Raw genomic sequence first — 13965 nt, 5'->3', positions numbered from 1 at the left:
ATGTCTACGCTCATCCGCCTTCCCGACGTGTTGTCCGCCTACGGTGCCAAGCGGCCGACGCTCTATGCCCACATGGCCGATGGGCTGTTTCCTCGCCCGGTGAAGCTTGGTGCGAAGTTCGCAGCTTGGCCGATGGACGAAGTTACGGCCGTCATCAACGCCCGCATCGCCGGTAAGACGCCCGATCAAATCAAGGTGCTTGTCGCCGAATTGGTTGCTGCCCGCCAACGTCGCGCTTGAAGGGGCAAGGCGGACGTATCATCCGCCGCACTAAGTTGAATTTTCAACGAATTTCACGGCCGAATGAAACCTACTAACAATATACTCACGGGGCGCAAGGTGAATGACAAATTTTTCGGCCAATTCGGGAGTGATGCCAGCGCCTAATTTCGGATTTGACGGGCCGTCGTCAGACGAAGAACGGCAAGCGCGGTTGGTCGAAGTTCTCGCGCATATCAGGCCGGACGACGAACATGCGGTGCGAGCGGTCGCGCGCTCGCTCAAGCGTGGTCCCGAAGGCTATCGCAAGGCATACCTTGAATGGGCGAAGCCCTATGGACGGATCAAGGCGGAAAGGGAATGGGATCGGGCGCGGCATGACCCGGATACCCTGCAAGCCCTGCTAGACGACCTAGCCGCCGCTGCCGCCAAGAAACAACCCTTCGTCGTGCTGTCCGCCGCAGCCGTGCAAATCCGGCCCCCGCTGCGCTGGCGCATCAAGAGCGTGTTGCCCGCCGAAGGTGTTGCCGCGATCTACGGCCCTTCGGGTTCGGGCAAGTCGTTTCTGTCGTTGGCCTTCGCCGCAGCCATCGCCGAAGGTTCACCGGTCTTCGACCATGCCACGAAGCGCGCCGACGTTCTCTATATCGGGCTTGAAGGCGAAGACGGCTACCGGGGCCGCGTAGAGGCATGGCAGCGCCACAATGGCCGCGCAATGCCGGATGGATTGGGCTTCTTGCTGCAACCCTTCCGTTTAACCGATGCGCAAAGCGTAACGGACCTTGCCGCCATGTGCCCGAAGGGTTGCGTCGTCTTTATCGACACGCTGAACCGCGCTGCGCCGGATATTGACGAAAACAGCGGCAAGGACATGGGCGCGGTGATCGAAGGCGCGAAGATGCTCCAACGTTTGACGGGCGGGCTTGTCGTTCTTGTTGCCCACACTGGCAAGGACGGCGCGAAAGGGCTTCGCGGTCATTCGAGCCTGTTCGCTGCGTTGGACGCGGGTATTTTGGTCGAACGTGACAACGAAGTTCGGACCTGGAAGACCGACAAGGCAAGGGACGGCGTAGACGGCGACGAACATCGGTTCCGCTTGAGCGTCATTGAAATCGGCGAAGACGAAGACGACGAAGCGATTACGTCTTGTATTGCCGTTCCCGACAATTCGTTGCCCACAATCCAAATCAAGCCGCTGCCCCGCAGTCAGCAACGCGGCATGGATGCTTTCTGGCAGGCCGCGAAGGATCACGGACAGCGCGACATGTCGGGCAAGCTAATCGGCGTTCACACGGACCATTGGCGGGAAGCCTTCTATCGAACCATGCCCGCAGATAGCCAAGATGCGAGGAAGAAAGCCTTCCAGCGTGTGCGAAATGATCTTGCCAACGCAAGACGCATATCGGTCGAAGGCGAGCTTAACAAGGTCTGCGAAACATTCACGAACCCCGCCGCAGTTGGCAACGAAACAACGGCCGAAGGGCTGTTTTCAGGGGGCGGGACATACGGGACAAAACCGGGACATGTCCCGGTGCAGTAACGGGACAAGGGGTGGGTATATATATCTTTGATATATACCCTCTGTCCCGCTGCACGAAACGACGGCGATTGGAAAAATAGAAATGTCCCGCTCGCCAACGACGTAGTTATGATCGCAGAAAAGGAACGAAACAATGAACAAGGATTGGAAGAACGAATTCGTAAAGATGACGACGAAGCTTGAAGAGGAATTGTTGTCGGGGTTCGGCAGCGACAAGACGACGCTGTTTCTTTGGCGCGTTGCGAATTCGATCATCGCCGTATCCCGCGACCTTCGGCTAGAGGCTACCCATGTAGGCATTGTCGAAGCGGGCTTGCGTCGTGCTGTCAAAGATCGGCTCGAATATCACGGCATGTATCGCACCTATACGCATCCCGAAGCCTATGAGAATGGGATTGTCGAAGCCTTCATGCACGACATGGGGATGCTTCGCCGGATCGTGCTTCATCGCCTTCGCGAAGAACGGAACGAACTGTTCGCTGCGAGCTACTACACGGACCTTGCCGAACCGGCCGTGCAAATCGTTGAACATCCGATGCGGACTTTCGGCCGGCTCCTTGACGAACTCGAATACGTCAAGCACGCGGATAGCGAAGCCTATGGCCGCAGCTTCCACAAGCACCGCGAAGTCATGGCGCTGTATCGCGTCGGACTTGCGGTCTTGCCGCCGGATACATGGGAACCGCAAATCAAGCTGTCGCCCCGCGCCACGGTCACGCCTTCGCCGCTCGCAATCGCCTTGAAGGCCGGTGCCCGCAGCAACAGCCCCGCCACGCCGTGAAATCCGGCCCGCCACGGGCAAGGCGGCTGCGGGATAGGCCGGAACTACCCGCCGACGCGGAAGGGGCTTCTACGGCCCGCCTAGCGCCGCTGCGGCCCTATGTCTTCATTCGTCTACTGTCAGACAAGCAAAGTATTCGAATGCTTCGAAGGATTCAGTGAATTTTCGCACCGTAGCGTGCAATGGAAGTAGGAAGTTAGTAGATCGGACTTTGAGCGAATTCTCATAGTGAAATCAGCCTAAATCGGCGGACGGCTCCTCCGCCGTAGCGTTCGCTAGCGCCGCCGCGCCGAATTGTGGGCATAACAGCCGCTTCCGCGTTCAAGATCACGCCTCGCACAACGATAGAAAAATACTTCGATCTATATGAATCTATATTTGTCTAAGCCAAAAATAGGCAGTTGACGAAATTTCTTAGACGGTCTTATCGGTCAATAAACACGGTTTAATTGGCTGATTTTGGCACCCAATGGCACGCGCAAGTCTCGCAACTGTCGAAGAAAACGACGCTACCCCCGTCGAACGTCGCGTTCGGGCGAAGCTCGATACCCTTGCCGATGTTCGTAGAGAAATGGCGAAGCTCTATCGCATGGCGCGCGCCGAAACGTTGGACGTTCAGGACGCCGCGCGATTGGCGAACATCCTCATGCTTATCGGCCGTCTCATTGAAGGCGGCGAATTTGAAAAGCGGCTTGAAGCATTGGAAGGGCGGACATGACCCGAATGCTCGAATCCCGCTTGAGGAAGCTTGAAGACAGGACGGCGAAGGCAACGACGACAAACCGTGTCGTGTTCGTTGACCAACTGTCCGGCCGGATACTGTCGAAGATACCAAGCGGCGTCGGCGTAATGGTCATTCCGACTTGGGGCGATGATGCGCAATGGGAAGAAGCATTGCGTGAACAGCAAATCAAACTTGTGGGCGAAGCCAGAGAGAAAGAAAGGGCGCTACCGTGAGCCAATATCTTGTGAACTCCGATAAGGCCGCGAATACGCTGGTCGCACTTCAAACGAATTCCGGCCTGCGGGCACGCTTCGGCGATCCGAAGCGATTGCCTTCCGTCGCGGCTGAACTCACGTCGCTTCATACTCGCGTCGGCGCGCACGTTAGCAGCGTTGTTGCTCTTGCGAAGGACGCAACCCGAACCGAAGTCGCGAAGCACGCTGCGGCGAAGGAACTGGCACAACGGACGGTCAAGGCTATCAGCGACACGGCCGAAGCCCTGAAAGCCCGCGCCGCGATCCTGCAAAGTGACGGGCAGGCGAAGGCGGATCATTTCTTCGCACCGCAGCCCGGCTACAGCCACATTGAAAGCGAAGTCCGCACTTGGCTTCGCGAGCAAGTCAAATCCGAAACCGGATTGGGCAAGGTCTTGTCGCTGGCGAAGGAAGACCGAACCCTTGCGTCGGTCATCTATCATAGCCCGCACTATCTCACGGGGCTTGCGCCGGACCTTCAAGCCAAGCTGCGGTTGGACATGACGGAACACTTCGTTCCCGAAGCCTTCGCCTTGGTGAACGAAGGCGTCGAAATCGAAGCGGCGGCTTCGCGCTATGACAAGACCGCTCGCGAAATCAACGCCGCGTTCTACACGCCCGCGATTGCGGACAAAGCCAACAGCCGCGTTGAATTGGGGGCCGTGTGATGCCCGCAAGCACCATCGCGCTTACCGACGAAGACGGCGTGACCCGTTCTGTTCGTGTGGGCGCTATCGCCTTTACGGATCGCAACTACGACGGGGGCTGCTTCGTCACGTTCAAGGACGGAAGCGAACGCTTGTTCCGCGAGGAACCCGACGAAGTTTCCCGCCGCATTGACGAAGCGAACGGCGTTTCCGGCACCATGCCCACACACAACCACGGGCGGACAGTCCCGGCGCACCGTTTGGGATGGAAGGAATGATTTGAGATTGGCCGGGGCGTTGTGGTTGGCACTGCCTCGCCCGGCCGATAGCGGCGTGTCGTTCCTGCCCATGATCGGGCACGCCGTTTCCTTGCCCGCCAGCCCGCGAAGCTGGCGGGCTTTTTGTTCCGACGTTGGGCAGCGCGATAAGCAGGTTTGCACCTATTTTGGCTTGCCGGACCACATGCGAAATTCAAACGGTTCGTCCGGTCGATTGGGCTTCCTGCCAAGGTCTTCGCGAATAGCGAATATAAGGGCAGTCAACAGTTCGTCGTGACGATCCAAGGTTTTGCCGGTGTTCGAATCGGCCGTTTCGTCAAGGTAGCCGCGAAGGGCAACCAACACAGCGGGCGAGCCGACAAGGAATATGTCGTTGGCAGCATCGGCGAAGGTAATCCGTTCTGCATCTGTAGGCTTCGGACCAACTATCGCACTTAGCGCCGTCATGAACCGCTTATAGTGCGTGAGCTTCACTGCCCGCCATTCGGCTTCACGGTCTTTCGCCTTGGTCAGATAAGACGTGATCGCAGCAGCAACGATGCTGCCCACAACCGTGATAATCGCGACGATGATTGTTCCGTTCATTGAAACTTCCGTCGTCTAAAGGCCGCAACGTCCTGCGCAGTGAGCTTGAACCATTCGCCGTTTGCCCGACGATCATCGAAGCGACGATGCCAGTAAGCTTCGATACCGGATGGATCGTCGGTTCGGATCGTGTGAAACAGTTCGGCTTTGTCGGGTAAAGCGATGGTGATTTGCTTGAAGCGCCGTTCCGCGTCGTCGCTGCGGCCGATCTTATAGAAGTCGCCGGATTTAATGAGATACACGAAGCCTTCGACGGATTTCGATACAGGCTGTCGCTGCAATGCGTCGTTGCTTTGTTCAGGCAACATCACGGCAACGTCGGATAGCGCCGTATCGGTTGCTACATGCTTGGCAAGTGCCGCGATCATGTCGGATCGCCGCCCGAAGCTACTTTTGATGACATTCGGATGCGGGACCGAAGGATCGGTCCGCCGCAACATCTCAAGTTCGGAATTTGTGGGCAAACGTCCGTAGTGGCGGCAAGCCGCAATTAGCCCGGAAAGGACCGCATTCGCATCCGATTTTCCGGTCCAATCGTTCGGCTTGAAACCCGCTTCCGTTAGCGCATCGCCCCATCGCGCCCAAAACCGACCGCGCCATTGATGTTCAGCAATACCCGTCTCTTTAGCGAACAGCTTTTGCCCCGGAGCTTGCCCGCCATTTGCCGAAGCTAACCGTCGAATCTCTTGAAGAATGAAATCCCGCATTCAGGTAACGTAGACAGCCTCCCTATCGGGCGAAACAGCAATTCGGCCGTTCACGTCCGCGTGATCGCAACGGCCGCGCGAGCCGCCAAGTGTGGGCATAAAGCCCCGATCCTACCGCCCGATTTGTTGTAGTAGATCGTTAGTAGATTTTCCAAAATTCAGAAAAACGCAATAAAATCAATAAGTAATGGCGGATGGGGTGGGATTCGAACCCACGGACGGCTTGCACCGTCGCCGGTTTTCAAGACCGGTGCCTTAAACCGCTCGGCCACCCATCCGCTGATACATCAAACCCGGGAATGGGGTGCTTTTTTCCAGATAGGTTTGATGCATAAACAAAGAGATAGAACAAAATGGCGATTCAGATGCAATTCATTTTGCTCCAGCGTCGCGACGGTAGTGGAGTGCTCTTCAGGAATCAAGAGAGGGAAGCCAGACGGCATCGCAGGAAGCAGGCTTTTCACCAGCCTGATCCGGTGCTGTCCGCGCAGCACCTGACTGAAGCAGCATCTGGCTGAAAAGACGTACCGCGCTGGCGGAATTATGCCTTGCGGCGGAGCCGGACGATGACGTCGACGCGCGCGACTTCCATGCCTTCCGGAAGGTCGGGCAGATCCGCGACCGAAAGCCCGGAGTCCGGAATGTCCACGAGGTCGTCATCCCCTTCGATGAAGAAATGATGATGGTCCGAGACGTTGGTGTCGAAATACGTCTTCGAGCCGTCGACCGCCAGCTCGCGCAGCAGACCCGCCTCGGTGAACTGATGCAGTGTGTTGTAGACCGTCGCGAGCGACACCGGCACACGCGCCCGCGTCGCCTCCTCATAGAGCATTTCCGCCGTCACGTGGCGGTCGCCCTTCGCGAACAGAAGCCAGCCGAGCGAGATGCGCTGGCGGGTGGGGCGAAGACCGACGCGGCGCAGCTCCTCGCGAAGCTGATGGACCGGGCACCCTTTGTGCATGCCCTGCGGCACGTTCGCGGCGACGAGCACCTCCGGCACCGGCGCTTCCTTCTCCGCCTGCCTCACCGTGATCGCCCTCACCTGTACATTGGCCATTCTCGTCAACTTCCGCTCGTCATCCAACAGAAACATACTTTATCATAAGAATGGTTTGCAATCAGTGCAAGCCGTTGCGCGACAAGGCGACCCGTTTCCCGCCTGCATTGGCCGCATGGCTTCGCCGCGGTTCCAGACCGGAATCCGCCATCACTATCCCGGCAACGGCGCGCCAACGCAAATCACGCTTTCGCCATAACGCTCCGGAAACCGCGCCACGTGCTTGATCGACCGTCCGGCTCGACATAAATATTGCGCGATGTCGTGGCACCTTACGGGAAGCATCATGGCGGCGAACCGGTCTGAACCCCTGTTGCTCGTGGTAGACGTGCAGAACGACTTTACGGCCGGCGGCAGCCTCGCTGTCAGCGACGGCGAAGCCGTCGTCCCCGTCATCAACCGCGTTGCCCGGCATTTTGCCCACGTCGTCCTGACGCAGGACTGGCATCCGGTGGGGCACATCTCCTTCGCCTCGTCCCATCCCGGCAGGATGCCCTTCGACCGAATCGACATGCCCTACGGGCCGCAGACCCTGTGGCCCGACCATTGCGTGCAGGGCACACCAGGCGCTGCCTTCCATCCGGACCTCGACATTCCCCACGCGCAGCTCATCATCCGCAAGGGCTACCAGCCGGATGTCGACAGCTATTCGACGTTCTTCGCCGCAGACCGCACCACACCCACCGGGCTTGCCGGCTACCTGCGCGAGCGCGGAATCAAGAAACTGATGCTGGCCGGCCTCGCCACGGATTTCTGCGTTGCCTGGAGCGCCATCGACGCCCGCAGGCTCGGTTTCGAGGTCGACGTGCTGGAGGAAGGCTGCCGCGGCATCGACATCGGCGGCTCGCTCGAAAAGGCCTGGCGGGACATGGCCGCAGCAGGCGTCGCGCGGCTGCCACCCGGCTCCACCGTTCCCGCCGCATGAGAGAATGCCGACGGATGACGACAAAGCGCGATCACACGGAAATATCCTGCAGTGGATGCGACATAATTTACATCTTGCCGCATGAAACGGAGAGCGGTTAACTGAATCGTCACTTCGTGCCGAAATACTGTACGCATTCGGCTTCGCCAGCCTTCGTCGCATCTACCCGCCCGCGCACACTGGATTGGTCCTGAAACATGTCCCGACGCCTCATTCTGCTTCGTCACACCAAATCGGACTGGCCGGATGGCATCGCCGATCACGAGCGCCCGTTGGGGCGGCGCGGCCTTGCCGATGCCCCGCGTATCGGCAGCTATATCGAAACGCACGGGCTGATTCCCGATTTCGCAGTCGTCTCGACGGCGCGGCGCACACGCGAGACGTGGGATCTGGTGGAGCAGGAGTTCAGCCGCTCCGTGCCGACCCGTTTCGACCGCCGCATCTACGAGGCCAAGCCCGGGGCGCTGCTCTATGTCGCACGCGAGACCGAGCCGTCCGTCGGCACGCTGCTGCTCGTCGGCCATAATCCGGGCTTCGAGGACCTCGCGCGCTTCCTGATCGGCGGCGGCAGCGAGGAGGCACGCGAGCGGCTTGCGCAGAAATACCCGACGGGTGGGCTTGCGGTGATCGATTTCGACATCGGCGACTGGCGCGACATCGAGACACGTTCGGGCTCCCTCAACCGCTTCGTCACCCCGCGCAGCCTTGCGGATGAAGAAGACTGAGCTTATGTCTGCGGCCGACACCTGTTTCGCTTTGCGGGCGGGCTGACAGAGAGGCAACAGACAGACAAACCGCCGGGCGCATGGCCGTGACAGTCACTTCGTCGTTCGACAGCGCGCTCGACATGCTGCGCAATCTAGGTGCGTTCGCGGCCAACGCCGTTGCGCCGCGCGTGCGTCTGGGCGTAACGGGGCTGTCGCGGTCCGGCAAGACCGTGTTCACCACCGCGCTCGTGCATCATCTCATCGGGGTGACGCCGATGCCGGTGTTTCGCGCCTCGGCCGAAGGCCGCATCCGGCGCGCAATCCTCGACGACCAGCCGGACGACGCCGTGCCGCGTTTTCCCTACGAGGAACATCTCGCCACGCTCGGCGAGCCGCTGCGCCGCTGGCCGGAATCGACGACCCGCATCGCCGAGCTGCGCGTCGCCATCGACTACGAGCGCCGCGCCGGCTGGCGCACCGGGCCGGCCAGCCTCGCCGTGGATATCGTGGACTATCCGGGTGAGTGGCTCGTCGACCTCGCACTCATCGACAAGAGCTTCGCGGAATGGTCGCGGGAAACGCTGGCCATGAGCCGGGCGGAGGACCGTGCCATGATTGCCGCGCCCTGGCACGTGGCGCTGGCAGCGGTCGACCCGCAAAAGCCCGCCAGCGAGACCGAGATCGCGCGGCTTGCCGATCTGTTCAAGGCCTATCTCTCGGCCCTGCGCGAGGGCCCGGAGCGCGTCGCCACCACGCCGCCGGGGCGGTTTCTCATGCCCGGCGATCTCGCGGGCTCACCCGCCCTCACCTTCTCCCCGCTCGATCTCGCACCGGGCGCTGCGCCGGCGCCGCGTAGCGTGCATGCGCAGATGGAACGGCGCTACGACGCCTACCGCACACATGTTGTGCGGCCGTTCTTCCGGGATCACTTCGCGCAGCTAGACCGGCAGATCGTGCTCGTCGACGTGCTTTCGGCGCTGGATTCGGGGCCGCGCGCCGTCGCCGAGCTGGAGGAGGCGCTCGATCAGGTGCTCATCGCCTTCCGCGCGGGCAGCAATACGTTGCTGAGCAGCCTGGTCGCGCCACGCATCGACAAGGTGCTGTTCGCCGCCACCAAGGCAGACCACCTGCACCGCAGCGACCATGCGCGGCTGGAGGCGATCCTGCGGCTTCTCGTCGACCGCGCCTTGCGCCGCACCCGGGGCGCCGGCGCGCGCGTCGAGACCCTTGCGCTGGCCTCGGTGCGTGCCACGCGGGAGGCAAGCGTGCGCTCGGGCCGCGACACTCTCCCCGCCATCGTCGGCACGCCGGAAGCGGGTGAGCGAATCGGGGACGAGCTTTTCGACGGTCAGACGGAGGCCGCAATTTTCCCGGGCGAACTGCCGGAGGATCCGCAGGCCGTGTTCAGCGGCGCCATCACGCCCGGCGCACTGCGCTTTCCGCGTTTTCGGCCGCCGCTCCGCATTCCCGATGCCGCCGGCCGGTTGCCGCCACTGCCCCACATCCGCCTCGATCGCGCGCTGGAATTCCTGATCGGCGATCGGCTTTCGTAAATTCCTGCCCGGCTATGTTGCGATGACCAAAGCACCCCGCGCCTTCCGCCTCGACGCTCACACCGGCCAGGAAGCACCCGCGCCGGACACCGGCGAAATCCGTGAGACGCTGCTGCCGCAGGGCGACGTGCTGATGGAGGAACCCGAGAGGCCCGAGGGGGCGGAACCGGTTGCGCCGCCGCCGGCGCGCGGATGGCGCACGCCCTGGCTCGGCCTGCTGCTGTCGGCGCTGGGTGGGCTCGCGACCCTGTGGATCGTGCTCGGAATCGAGCAGATGGTGTCACGGCTTATCGTCTCCGCGCCGGCTCTGGGATGGTTCGCGCTGGCGCTGGCGCTCGTCGCGTTGATCGCCTTCGCCGCTGTCGTCATCCGGGAGGCGTGGGGTGTGTTCCGCGAGAGGCGAATCGAATCGCTACGCCGCAAGGCCGTGACAGCCCGTGAAACCGATGACGAGGCCGCCGCCGCCGCCGTGGTGCGGGATCTCGTTTCGCTCTACGATTCGCGCCCCGAGACAGCCCGCGCCCGCGCCAACCTCGCCGCGCCCGGCGCTGACGCGATCATCGATGCAGCAGACCGCCTGACCATTGCGGAACAGGAACTGCTCGCGCCGCTGGACCGCGCCGCTCGGCGCATCGTCGCCAATCAGGCCAAGCAGGTGTCGATGGTGACCGCCGTCAGCCCGCGCGCCATCGTTGACGTCGCCTTCGTCCTCTACGCCTCCGCGAAGATGGTGCGCCAGATCGCGGCGCTTTACGGCGGGCGACCTGGCCTGTTCGGCTTTGTGCGCCTGTCCGGCAACGTGCTGTCGCATCTTGCGGTGACGGGGGGAATCGCGGTCGGCGACGATGTCATTCAGCAGGTGGTGGGGCTCGGCCTCGCCGCACGCCTTTCCGCGAAGCTGGGCGAGGGCGTGCTGAACGGCCTGCTCACGGCCCGTGTGGGCCTTGCCGCCATCGAGGTTTGCCGCCCGCTGCCCTTCATGTCCGTGGAACCGCCCCGCTTCGGTGACGTCGCATCCGGACTTTTCGACCGCGACAGGCCAAAAGAGGAACGGGCCGACTAAAGCGTTTTCAAGCAAAGTGGATACCGGCTTTCGTGAAGAAAGCGCGTAATATCAAAAACTTATAGCATTTCGGCGTTTCAATGAAATGTCGAAATTCTATAGACACTTTCAGCATCAAGCCACTGCTCTATCCAGTTGTTGACGCATCGGAGTTATGCAGAAGCGGCGCCCATCTTCCGGCTTGATGCGACCAGAGCGCCTGGCGAAAACTCACGAAAATCGATTGGCCGATGATTTTGGCCTGCAGCAGGGGCCGATTCCCTGTTTTCTGCCCTGACCCATTCGCCGGCACCTTCCAGGGGATTGAAGCCTCATGCGGCCGGAAGGAACTCCGGCCGCATGAGCGGTAAGCCCGGTCAGTTGCAGCGCTGATAGCGACGGCCGCGATACCAGTATTCCTCGCAACGCGGCGCCGTCGCGGCACCGATGATCGCACCGCCGGCCGCGCCGATCGCGCCGCCAGCCAGCGCGCCGCCTGCCCTGCCGGTGGCAAGGCCGCCAACGAGCGCGCCCGTGCCGCCGCCGATCAGCGCACCGCCAACCGCGCGATCCGTGGGGTTGGTCGTGTTACAGGCCGCAAGCCCGAGCGCCATCATAGAAACGATCAGAATCTTTTTCATGCTGCATCCTCCAAAAACAATTCTCAGCCCCTCACCCATGCCATCGCCCGGGGCGTCCGGCGCCTGTCATACATCATGTGAACGACAGGCGCGAGACCAGGGGGCAAGGCACCCCGGGGCATCATCAGGCCGGGCACGGCCGTCCTGCAGGACGCGCGACACCCGGTGCGCCACCGGCAAGCGTCACGCGCCGGGCGCGGGCCTCGCCGCGGGACCGGAAGTCGGCGCGGAAGGCGTGCCAGCGCGGTAACGCTTCGACAACAGGTTGACGTCCTGCCCGATGCTGTCGAGCAGATCGATCAACCAGACGTTGTCCTTGCCGACCGTGTCGGAGATGCTCTGGCGGATGATCTCGATCTTGGCCGCAACCTCGAATTCGTTGCGCGCGGCAAGGCCACCGACGGCACGTTCAATGGACTTCAGTTCGCGCAGCAGCTCGTCCCGGAGAGAACGCTGGTCGTCCGCATTGATGAGCGGGGAATCGAGCATGCCGCGCAGAGCCGCCCAGCGCAACCCGAAGGAAGACACCGAGTTCTGCTGTTCAGGCTCGGAATGCGAGGTAAGAGAAGTCATTCTGATGCTCCGGTTTTCAATACAGCCCATAGGAAAAGGCGTATTCAGGTCGAATTATGTTCGGATAAGGTCAGACATTGGCATCATCGCGGCAATCGCACCACTTCCGAGTGAATGAACGGGAAATGACCTGAACAAACTTTTAATGAAAGACCCTTGCACGACGATTTTCCACGCGCCCGCGACATGCGCCCATCTCACAACTGCCGTTTCACCGCAGCGTGCACCGCTGGCGCGACGGGCTGAAAAGCCTGTTCATATCGCCGCTCCATGTTTCCCGTTTATATTCCAAAGCTATCAAAAACTGTTTTCTGGATTATCGCTCCAGATTGGGGACGTTTTGCTAAGGCACCACCGCGATTCAGTCATCCAAGCAGGCATAAGCTAGTCTATAGGCTGTATCCACTTTTCGAAACCATGCTTCGGAATTACCGCGCCGTGAAAACCGCTGAAAGGCACACATCGGCTGCAGGCGCGCAGCTCGTTCAGCATTCACGGCAGATGATTCGCATGCCGGATGCAACCGGAGGAAGCATACCGTCATATAAACGCGCGGGATCGACAGAAGTTCCCATGCATCGAAAAAATGGAAACACGATTCGTCTTGTCGTCACGCGGCAAGAACCGGACGCGCGCGTGAGACTGTATAGCGGCGATGGCGCGCCGCAGCCTGGATTGAGAAAAAAGCCGCGCGGATGGATGCACCCGCGCGGCATTACACTGCAGTCATCCGCATTCGCGGCGCATCGACCACCCCGATTTCCGACATCAGTCGGCGGCAGCGGCCTTGCGGCGCGACCTCTTCGCGGGCGCTGCTGCAGTCGGCGCGGGCTGGACTGCATCACGCTTGCGCTGCTGCCCGAGCCCCATTTCCTTTGCAAGCTGGGAGCGGGCAAGAGCATAGTTGGGCGCAACCATAGGATAGTCAGGCGCAAGGCCCCACTTTTCCCTGTATTGCTCGGGCGTCAAGTCGTATTGCGTCCGCAGATGGCGCTTGAGCGACTTGAATTTCTTCCCGTCTTCCAGGCAAACAATATAGTCCGGCGTGATGGATTTCTTGATGGCAACCGCCGGCTTCGGCGGTTCTGCTGCTACCTCGCTGGCGCTCACCGACACGCGCCGCAGCGCCGAGTGCACTTCGTTGATGAGAGCCGGCAATTCCACCGCCGCGACAGAGTTGTTTGCGACATAGGCAGAAACAATGTCGGCAGCGAGCTCGACATAGTTCACCTTATCTGCTTGCTGTGCGTCGTCAGTCACTTCTGAGCCTCAATAAAAAGAGAATAAATCACCCCGTTTCCAAGACTTCTTAGTTCATAAGTTTTAATCGTGCAACACCAAAATATACCCATTTGAGGCAATTCGCGGAGGTTTTCGAACATTTTCCGCCTCCGCCGGCCTCTCCGCACGATTTTGCAGCGCAGCGAAACGGCTCTACGGTGGCATTTACTTTCATACCCGACAAAATTGTCACCCGATCCCCTTCATATCAGCCTGCCACATCGCTGTCGGCGCTGTCGATCGGGACTATCATTGTCCGACTGTTTCATGAACTCGCGTTAATGTATGAACGAACCATGGCGACATCAACCGTTATGGCTTAATTTTACTCTGTATTTTATGCTATTGCATCCGTCCCCATGAAACGGACGATGTCCCCCATACACGAATCTGTGAATAACTATGCCTTTACGGCACACATCTTGTATAGCAAGACGCTAAACTGAAGCTC

18 protein-coding genes and 1 tRNA gene are annotated in these 13965 nt (G+C 60.5%); 11 read left to right on the top strand and 8 right to left on the bottom strand.

The genetic code is table 11. From position 1 onward, the window contains the following. The 7 genes from ACFFJ7_RS11620 (at nucleotide 1) to ACFFJ7_RS11590 (ending at nucleotide 4443) form a co-directional block, all read left to right on the top strand. Nucleotides 1-240, top strand: coding sequence for a helix-turn-helix transcriptional regulator (locus ACFFJ7_RS11620; RefSeq protein ID WP_377592456.1), 240 nt, complete (start codon nucleotides 1-3; stop codon nucleotides 238-240). Between the two features lie 103 nt (nucleotides 241-343). Continuing rightward, nucleotides 344-1759, top strand: a complete 1416-nt coding sequence (locus ACFFJ7_RS11615) for an AAA family ATPase (protein WP_377592454.1) — start codon at nucleotides 344-346, stop codon at nucleotides 1757-1759. Nucleotides 1760-1892: 133 nt separating this feature from the next. After that, nucleotides 1893-2540 carry a hypothetical protein gene (locus ACFFJ7_RS11610; protein WP_377592452.1) on the top strand — a complete coding sequence of 216 codons (648 nt, stop codon included), beginning with the start codon at nucleotides 1893-1895 and terminating at the stop codon, nucleotides 2538-2540. 469 nt (nucleotides 2541-3009) lie between these two features. Then, on the top strand, nucleotides 3010-3258 hold the full coding sequence (locus tag ACFFJ7_RS11605; RefSeq protein ID WP_377592450.1) for a hypothetical protein: 249 nt from the start codon (nucleotides 3010-3012) through the stop codon (nucleotides 3256-3258). Continuing rightward, nucleotides 3255-3497 (top strand): hypothetical protein, encoded by a 243-nt coding sequence (locus ACFFJ7_RS11600; RefSeq protein ID WP_377592448.1) that lies wholly within the window; start codon nucleotides 3255-3257, stop codon nucleotides 3495-3497. Before ACFFJ7_RS11605 ends, ACFFJ7_RS11600 begins: the two co-directional genes overlap by 4 nt. Further along, on the top strand, nucleotides 3494-4186 hold the full coding sequence (locus ACFFJ7_RS11595; RefSeq protein WP_377592446.1) for a hypothetical protein: 693 nt from the start codon (nucleotides 3494-3496) through the stop codon (nucleotides 4184-4186). Before ACFFJ7_RS11600 ends, ACFFJ7_RS11595 begins: the two co-directional genes overlap by 4 nt. Beyond that, nucleotides 4186-4443, top strand: a complete 258-nt coding sequence (locus tag ACFFJ7_RS11590) for a hypothetical protein (protein WP_377592444.1) — start codon at nucleotides 4186-4188, stop codon at nucleotides 4441-4443. Before ACFFJ7_RS11595 ends, ACFFJ7_RS11590 begins: the two co-directional genes overlap by 1 nt. Before the next feature lie 162 nt (nucleotides 4444-4605). Here the strand turns inward: ACFFJ7_RS11590 and ACFFJ7_RS11585 are convergent, their stop codons facing one another. From ACFFJ7_RS11585 to irrA, 5 genes are all read right to left on the bottom strand, one after another. After that, nucleotides 4606-5028 carry a hypothetical protein gene (locus tag ACFFJ7_RS11585; RefSeq protein ID WP_377592442.1) on the bottom strand — a complete coding sequence of 141 codons (423 nt, stop codon included), beginning with the start codon at nucleotides 5026-5028 and terminating at the stop codon, nucleotides 4606-4608. After that, nucleotides 5025-5735: a GIY-YIG nuclease family protein gene (locus ACFFJ7_RS11580; protein WP_377592440.1), complete on the bottom strand. Its 711-nt coding sequence runs from the start codon at nucleotides 5733-5735 to the stop codon at nucleotides 5025-5027. Before ACFFJ7_RS11580 ends, ACFFJ7_RS11585 begins: the two co-directional genes overlap by 4 nt. Nucleotides 5736-5923: 188 nt before the next feature. Then, nucleotides 5924-6013 (bottom strand) — tRNA-Ser (locus ACFFJ7_RS11575). A 9-nt stretch (nucleotides 6014-6022) separates the two neighbouring features. After that, nucleotides 6023-6199 carry a hypothetical protein gene (locus ACFFJ7_RS11570; protein WP_377592438.1) on the bottom strand — a complete coding sequence of 59 codons (177 nt, stop codon included), beginning with the start codon at nucleotides 6197-6199 and terminating at the stop codon, nucleotides 6023-6025. 77 nt (nucleotides 6200-6276) lie between these two features. Then, nucleotides 6277-6696 carry an iron response transcriptional regulator IrrA gene (gene irrA / locus ACFFJ7_RS11565; RefSeq protein WP_166951475.1) on the bottom strand — a complete coding sequence of 140 codons (420 nt, stop codon included), beginning with the start codon at nucleotides 6694-6696 and terminating at the stop codon, nucleotides 6277-6279. 355 nt (nucleotides 6697-7051) lie between these two features. Between irrA and pncA the strand changes: the two genes are divergently transcribed. The 4 genes from pncA to ACFFJ7_RS11545 all read left to right on the top strand — a co-directional run bounded on the left by pncA (nucleotide 7052) and on the right by ACFFJ7_RS11545 (nucleotide 11040). After that, entirely contained in the window at nucleotides 7052-7717 is a 666-nt protein-coding gene (gene pncA, locus ACFFJ7_RS11560; RefSeq protein ID WP_377592436.1) for a bifunctional nicotinamidase/pyrazinamidase, read from the top strand. A 197-nt stretch (nucleotides 7718-7914) separates the two neighbouring features. Continuing rightward, nucleotides 7915-8442 carry a SixA phosphatase family protein gene (locus tag ACFFJ7_RS11555; protein WP_377592434.1) on the top strand — a complete coding sequence of 176 codons (528 nt, stop codon included), beginning with the start codon at nucleotides 7915-7917 and terminating at the stop codon, nucleotides 8440-8442. Nucleotides 8443-8522: 80 nt separating this feature from the next. Further along, complete coding sequence (locus ACFFJ7_RS11550) at nucleotides 8523-9977, top strand: YcjX family GTP-binding protein (protein WP_377592433.1); 1455 nt, start codon at nucleotides 8523-8525, stop codon at nucleotides 9975-9977. A gap of 22 nt (nucleotides 9978-9999) precedes the next feature. After that, nucleotides 10000-11040, top strand: coding sequence for a YcjF family protein (locus tag ACFFJ7_RS11545; RefSeq protein ID WP_377592432.1), 1041 nt, complete (start codon nucleotides 10000-10002; stop codon nucleotides 11038-11040). A 356-nt stretch (nucleotides 11041-11396) separates the two neighbouring features. Here ACFFJ7_RS11545 and ACFFJ7_RS11540 read toward each other — a convergent pair whose 3' ends face one another. The 3 genes from ACFFJ7_RS11540 to ACFFJ7_RS11530 form a co-directional block, all read right to left on the bottom strand. Next, entirely contained in the window at nucleotides 11397-11660 is a 264-nt protein-coding gene (locus ACFFJ7_RS11540) for a YMGG-like glycine zipper-containing protein (protein WP_166951115.1), read from the bottom strand. Nucleotides 11661-11843: 183 nt separating this feature from the next. After that, nucleotides 11844-12233, bottom strand: coding sequence for a hypothetical protein (locus ACFFJ7_RS11535; protein WP_166951117.1), 390 nt, complete (start codon nucleotides 12231-12233; stop codon nucleotides 11844-11846). 768 nt (nucleotides 12234-13001) lie between these two features. Continuing rightward, a complete protein-coding gene (locus tag ACFFJ7_RS11530) occupies nucleotides 13002-13493 on the bottom strand; it encodes a MucR family transcriptional regulator (protein ID WP_166951119.1) in 492 nt (163 codons plus the stop codon). Between the last annotated feature and the right edge of the window lie 472 nt (nucleotides 13494-13965).

The sequence above is a fragment of the Pseudochelatococcus lubricantis genome (assembly GCF_042432495.1).
Taxonomy (GTDB): domain Bacteria; phylum Pseudomonadota; class Alphaproteobacteria; order Rhizobiales; family Beijerinckiaceae; genus Pseudochelatococcus; species Pseudochelatococcus lubricantis.
This window is presented reverse-complemented; position numbering and strand designations above follow the sequence as displayed.

What these genes read in the sequence shown, in the direction of transcription:
- pncA (WP_377592436.1), top strand. Translation starts at nt 7,052, where the DNA reads ATGTCGTGGCACCTTACGGGAAGCATCATGGCGGCGAACCGGTCTGAA.
- ACFFJ7_RS11580 (WP_377592440.1), bottom strand. Translation starts at nt 5,735, where the DNA reads ATGCGGGATTTCATTCTTCAAGAGATTCGACGGTTAGCTTCGGCAAAT.
- ACFFJ7_RS11605 (WP_377592450.1), top strand. Translation starts at nt 3,010, where the DNA reads ATGGCACGCGCAAGTCTCGCAACTGTCGAAGAAAACGACGCTACCCCC.
- ACFFJ7_RS11535 (WP_166951117.1), bottom strand. Translation starts at nt 12,233, where the DNA reads ATGACTTCTCTTACCTCGCATTCCGAGCCTGAACAGCAGAACTCGGTG.
- ACFFJ7_RS11620 (WP_377592456.1), top strand. Translation starts at nt 1, where the DNA reads ATGTCTACGCTCATCCGCCTTCCCGACGTGTTGTCCGCCTACGGTGCC.
- ACFFJ7_RS11615 (WP_377592454.1), top strand. Translation starts at nt 344, where the DNA reads ATGACAAATTTTTCGGCCAATTCGGGAGTGATGCCAGCGCCTAATTTC.
- ACFFJ7_RS11550 (WP_377592433.1), top strand. Translation starts at nt 8,523, where the DNA reads ATGGCCGTGACAGTCACTTCGTCGTTCGACAGCGCGCTCGACATGCTG.
- ACFFJ7_RS11585 (WP_377592442.1), bottom strand. Translation starts at nt 5,028, where the DNA reads ATGAACGGAACAATCATCGTCGCGATTATCACGGTTGTGGGCAGCATC.
- ACFFJ7_RS11610 (WP_377592452.1), top strand. Translation starts at nt 1,893, where the DNA reads ATGAACAAGGATTGGAAGAACGAATTCGTAAAGATGACGACGAAGCTT.
- irrA (WP_166951475.1), bottom strand. Translation starts at nt 6,696, where the DNA reads ATGCACAAAGGGTGCCCGGTCCATCAGCTTCGCGAGGAGCTGCGCCGC.
- ACFFJ7_RS11590 (WP_377592444.1), top strand. Translation starts at nt 4,186, where the DNA reads ATGCCCGCAAGCACCATCGCGCTTACCGACGAAGACGGCGTGACCCGT.
- ACFFJ7_RS11540 (WP_166951115.1), bottom strand. Translation starts at nt 11,660, where the DNA reads ATGAAAAAGATTCTGATCGTTTCTATGATGGCGCTCGGGCTTGCGGCC.
- ACFFJ7_RS11555 (WP_377592434.1), top strand. Translation starts at nt 7,915, where the DNA reads ATGTCCCGACGCCTCATTCTGCTTCGTCACACCAAATCGGACTGGCCG.
- ACFFJ7_RS11600 (WP_377592448.1), top strand. Translation starts at nt 3,255, where the DNA reads ATGACCCGAATGCTCGAATCCCGCTTGAGGAAGCTTGAAGACAGGACG.
- ACFFJ7_RS11545 (WP_377592432.1), top strand. Translation starts at nt 10,000, where the DNA reads ATGACCAAAGCACCCCGCGCCTTCCGCCTCGACGCTCACACCGGCCAG.